Below are 3,686 nucleotides of genomic sequence, written 5' to 3'. Positions count from 1 at the left end.
AGATGATGCCGATCGGCGTCTTCGAGCGCAGCCAGCGGCCGAGCGACAGCCCGTCCTCACCGGGCATGGCGATGTCGAGGATGGCAAGGTGAAAGGGCTGCGTTTCGAACAGCGCGCGTGCCGCCACGGCATTCTCGGCCGTCACGACGTCATAGCCGCTGGCGCCGAGATACTCGGCCACGGCCTCCCTCAGATCCGGTTCGTCCTCGACGACGATGATGCGTGCCTTCACGACGCGCTCGCTCCCGCTTTCAGCGGAAAGTAGATTGGGTATAAACATGATGTCCAGCACTCATCTCGAGTTGTCTGTGGCGGGGTGGAGAAAATGGCCGCACGATCCGTCATTGCGCTTGTGTCCGTCGCCGAGGTGGTGGCGGGCGATCTCGCCGACCATCTCGAGCGGCGTGGGCACGACGTGCGCCAGGCGCGCCAGCCCTGGGAGGCGGAGACGCTGCTTTCGGCCGGCGGTATCGATGTCGTGGTGGTCGGCGACGAGGTCACCCAGGCCGAGAGCCGCGAACTGCTCAAGCGCTACAGCAGCCAGGGCGCGGGTGGCGAGGGCGGCCCCGATTTCATCCTGATCTGCCGGCCGCGCGACCTTGTCGACAAGGTGCTGGCGCTCGAGCTCGGCGCCGCCGATGTGGTCGAAAGCCCGCTCAACGTGCGCGAGCTTGCCGCGCGCATCGGCGGCCTGCTGATGAGACGCGGCAGGGCCGCCGGGGAGCTGATCGTGCTGGAGAATGCCACTGTCGACCTGCGATCGGCCATGGTCATGCATCGCTCGGGTGCGGAGGATCAGCTTTCCCCGGGGCAGGTGGCGTTGCTGAAGCTGTTCCTGGCGAGCCCGCGCAAGGTGCTGACCCGCGACGACATCATTGCCGCGGCCCCGGCCGAGAATGCTGACGCTTTCGACCGTTCGATCGATTCGCGCATCGTGCGGCTGCGCCGAAAGCTCGACACCGAGACCATCATCACCATCCGCGGCGCCGGCTATCGTTTCGATCCACCAGCCTCGCGCAACGAGTGAATTCGGGTCGACGAGTCTATCAAGCATCGGATTCCCCAAAGCGGTGGTCATCTTGGGTCCGGCGCCTGGCGCTCAGCGCACCACAATGATCGAGGGGCCGGATAAAATGTCGGCGCCGGCGGTTGTCTCGGCGTGGGCGCGCTCCTTGAGCAGCACCGTCGCCAGCGCGGCAAAGCCGAGCAGGCCCTGCGCGTAAAGCAGCGCGGAAAGCACGGAGGCGGCAAATTTCGTCTTCATGTCCCTATCCTCAATCTCGATGTCGTCGGTGCTTCAGGAAACTCCCGAAGCGCCCGCGCCGCTGACGGAGCCCCCCGCTGCGGCGCGGGCCTTCGGTCCTCTCGGCAGCAAGTAGCCGGAGGGGCCGCGCGTCCTCAGCAGCCGGAGGCCGACCCGCCAGAGGGCCTTCAGCCGGTGGACGCGCAGGCTGGAGACAATCCAGACCGTGGCGATGAACAGAGCCATGTGCAGTGTCGAAACCTCGCTGGACGTCATCGCCGCCAGCGCCGTCACCGGGCTGCCGGCCACAGAGCCTGCGCCGCCGAGCGCGATTGCCGCGACGCTGATCCTGAGAAGCCAGGAGGGAGTTTCGATTTCCTGCCCATTTTCGTTTGCAGTTGTCTGTTCCCGTTGCGTCAAATCTGCCGCCGGCCTGTATCCAGATCATGCCGCCGTGGCTGCACTTTGTTGCAGTTTGGTTTCGAGCCGGGCGTAAAGTATTTAATATTAGAAATGAAATGAACTTTCGTTTGCGGGACTAAGCTCATTGTGTAGCGCCGACCTGCCGCGCCCCGGAAGAGGTCCGATGTAATGGCTGGCCGGAGCTTTTTGTTAACTTATGGAAACGAATTCGAAACAGAAACGAGCATCAAGCGAAATAGCTCGGAAACGGACGAGCACGATAAGAGCCCATCGAAATTGAAGCCGGACACAACGGCAAAAAACAGAGGGATCCGTCATGCATACCGCCATTTCCGCCAAGCTCATCCATGTCGCCGCCGCCGCGCTCACCGGTGCCGCGCTGCTCTTCGGCGCCGGCAATGCCGCTCACGCCAACCAGATCGTCGCCAAGGTCTCGCTGTCGCAGCAGATCATGGAAGTCACCGTCGACGGTCGCCCGACCTACACCTGGAAGGTCTCGACCGGCGCGAGGGGGCACATCACGCCGACCGGTTCGTTCAAGCCGACGCGCATGCATGAGATGTGGTACTCGAAGAAATACGACAACGCGCCAATGCCGCATTCGGTGTTCTTCAGCGGCGGCTACGCCGTCCACGCCACTTACGCCATCAGCCGTCTCGGCCGTCCCGCTTCGCATGGTTGCGTGCGGCTGCATCCCGACGCGGCAGCCGACTTCTATCAGCTCGTCGAGGCCTTCGGCCCCGCCAACACCAGCATCGTCATCGTCAAATAGCCGGATCGGGTAGCAGGCCGTTGCCGCCTTCGGGACCAAACTGAAGCCGTGAGGCAGCCGCCAAAAAAGAGGCCGGAATTTCCGGCCTCTTTTGTTTTTAGCTGTCGTGCCGATCAGCTCGGCAGTGCCGGCATCAGCTTCGGATCGGGCTTCTCGGCGAGATGCGGCAGGTCCTTGCTGGCAATGAAGGTGTAGAACATCGGCACGACGAAGAGCGTGAACATCGTGCCGACCAGGATGCCGGTGAAGATGACCAGGCCCATCGAATAGCGGGCGGCCGCGCCGGCGCCGCTGGAGATGATAAGCGGCACGACGCCCAGCGCCATCGCCGCCGTCGTCATCAGGATCGGCCGCAGGCGCACCTTGGCCGATGCGATGATGGCGTCGCGGCGGCGCATGCCGTGCACCTCGCGCTGCTGGTTGGCGAACTCCACCAGCAGAATGCCGTGCTTGGTGATCAGGCCGATCAGCGTGATCAGGCCGACCTGGGTGTAGATGTTGAGCGTCCCGAGCCCGATGTTGAGCGGCACGATGGCGCCGAAGATCGACAGCGGCACGGCCATCATGATGATCAGCGGGTCGCGGAAGCTCTCGAACTGGGCCGCCAGCACCAGATAGATCACGACCACCGCCGCGGCGAAGGCGATCAGGATGGTGTTGCCCTGCTCCTTCTCCTGCCGCGACTGGCCGGAATAGTCGATGAAGAAGGTGTCGGGCAGGGTCTCATTGGCGATATCCTCCAGCACCTTCAAGCCGTCGCCGGTGGTCACGCCGGGCAAAGGCAAGGCCGAAATCGTCGAGGAGTTCAGCTGGTTGAACTGCTCGATGGCCGCCGGCGAGGCGTTGGTCGAGATCTTCACCACCGCCGACAGCGGCACCATCTTGCCGTCGACGCTGCGAATGAAATACTCGCCAAGCTTCTCGGGGTTGTCGCGGAATTCCTGCGGCACCTGCGGGATGATGTCGTAGCTGTTGGAATCGCGGTCGAACTGCGCCACCTCGGCGCCGCCGACCAGCAGCGTCAACGTATTGCCGATATCGGCGATCGGCAGGTTCAACGCCGCCGCGCGCTCGCGGTCGATGGTGACCGTCACCTGCGGCGCGTCGTAGGCCATCGAGTTCTGCACGACGATGAAGCGGCCCGAGGCCTGCGCCTTGTTCTTGATTTTCTCGGCCTGATCGAAGACCTCCGAGGGGTCGCCGGTGGAGCGCACGACCATGGAGATCGGCAGGCCCCCGCCGGAACCC

The 3,686-nt window shown here is 63.9% G+C and carries 6 protein-coding genes; 2 read left to right on the top strand and 4 right to left on the bottom strand.

Annotated features, from left to right (window positions below; all coding sequences use genetic code 11):
* The coding region (locus EOA28_RS28625; RefSeq protein WP_245501616.1) for a response regulator at window positions 1-232 on the bottom strand (232 nt) is incomplete at its 3' end.
* 93 nt (window positions 233-325) lie between these two features.
* On the opposite strand from EOA28_RS28625, the gene EOA28_RS28620 reads away from it, so the two are divergent.
* A complete protein-coding gene (locus EOA28_RS28620) occupies window positions 326-1,027 on the top strand; it encodes a response regulator transcription factor (protein WP_126064136.1) in 702 nt (233 codons plus the stop codon).
* A gap of 72 nt (window positions 1,028-1,099) precedes the next feature.
* On the opposite strand, the gene EOA28_RS28615 is transcribed toward EOA28_RS28620, so the two are convergent.
* Complete coding sequence (locus EOA28_RS28615; RefSeq protein ID WP_108702949.1) at window positions 1,100-1,264, bottom strand: hypothetical protein; 165 nt, start codon at window positions 1,262-1,264, stop codon at window positions 1,100-1,102.
* 33 nt (window positions 1,265-1,297) lie between these two features.
* The gene (locus EOA28_RS28610; RefSeq protein ID WP_245463394.1) at window positions 1,298-1,663 is read right to left on the bottom strand and encodes a hypothetical protein; all 366 of its coding nucleotides are present in this window, start codon (window positions 1,661-1,663) and stop codon (window positions 1,298-1,300) included.
* A 319-nt stretch (window positions 1,664-1,982) separates the two neighbouring features.
* Here EOA28_RS28610 and EOA28_RS28605 point away from each other — a divergent pair, with 319 nt between their 5' ends.
* A complete protein-coding gene (locus tag EOA28_RS28605) occupies window positions 1,983-2,438 on the top strand; it encodes a L,D-transpeptidase (RefSeq protein WP_126080901.1) in 456 nt (151 codons plus the stop codon).
* Window positions 2,439-2,551: 113 nt separating this feature from the next.
* On the opposite strand, the gene EOA28_RS28600 is transcribed toward EOA28_RS28605, so the two are convergent.
* Window positions 2,552-3,686 (bottom strand): efflux RND transporter permease subunit (locus EOA28_RS28600; protein ID WP_189342225.1); only part of this gene is annotated, 1,135 nt, incomplete at its 5' end.

This window comes from Mesorhizobium sp. M2A.F.Ca.ET.067.02.1.1 (genome assembly GCF_004023285.1).
In the GTDB taxonomy this organism is placed as follows: Bacteria; Pseudomonadota; Alphaproteobacteria; order Rhizobiales; family Rhizobiaceae; genus Mesorhizobium.
The sequence above is the reverse complement of the archived record's forward strand: the minus strand, read 5'-3'. Positions and strand labels throughout refer to the sequence as shown.

What these genes read in the sequence shown, in the direction of transcription:
- EOA28_RS28620 (WP_126064136.1), top strand. Translation starts at nt 326, where the DNA reads ATGGCCGCACGATCCGTCATTGCGCTTGTGTCCGTCGCCGAGGTGGTG.
- EOA28_RS28615 (WP_108702949.1), bottom strand. Translation starts at nt 1,264, where the DNA reads ATGAAGACGAAATTTGCCGCCTCCGTGCTTTCCGCGCTGCTTTACGCG.
- EOA28_RS28605 (WP_126080901.1), top strand. Translation starts at nt 1,983, where the DNA reads ATGCATACCGCCATTTCCGCCAAGCTCATCCATGTCGCCGCCGCCGCG.